The sequence below is a fragment of the Staphylococcus sp. EG-SA-17 genome (assembly GCF_017151845.1).
In the GTDB taxonomy this organism is placed as follows: Bacteria; Bacillota; Bacilli; order Staphylococcales; family Staphylococcaceae; genus Staphylococcus; species Staphylococcus aureus.
The window spans coordinates 1-441 of record NZ_JACVZO010000108.1; the positions used below are offsets into that span (position 1 = coordinate 1).

General features: G+C 29.9%; 1 protein-coding gene. It reads right to left on the bottom strand.

Annotated elements, in window-relative coordinates:
* Positions 1–135: 135 nt before the first annotated feature.
* On the bottom strand, positions 136–441 hold a 306-nt coding region (locus tag IDG65_RS14280; RefSeq protein ID WP_206174231.1), incomplete at its 5' end, for a YtxH domain-containing protein.

The window sequence follows — 441 nt, forward strand, 5'->3', positions numbered from 1 at the left end:
TATATACGCTACGTATTATCTAACTATCAGTAAAAACAGTCAAGTCAATTTTGGCATTAATAAAGAGAGTAGCGAAATATTCATAATGAATTCAACGCCACTCCCGTATCACAGTTTAATCTAATGATTAAAACTTTATTTATTATCTTTTGAAAAAGTATTACTTATTTCTTCGCCACGATTTTGTAGATTTTCAATGTGTGATTGTAATTTTTCGATATTAGGATTAATATCCGATTTAAAATCACCAATTAGTGTTTTAAATTCATCACCAATTTCGCTACCATATGAGACACCATCATTTTTAACTTGCTTGCCATAATCAATAATATTAAAGAAATTACGTTTAAGTGACTCAATTTCACGTTCTAATTCAGAGCGAGACCCAGTAGGTTCTTTAGCATCAATCGTGTTATTTTTTACGCTTTGATCATCACGGTT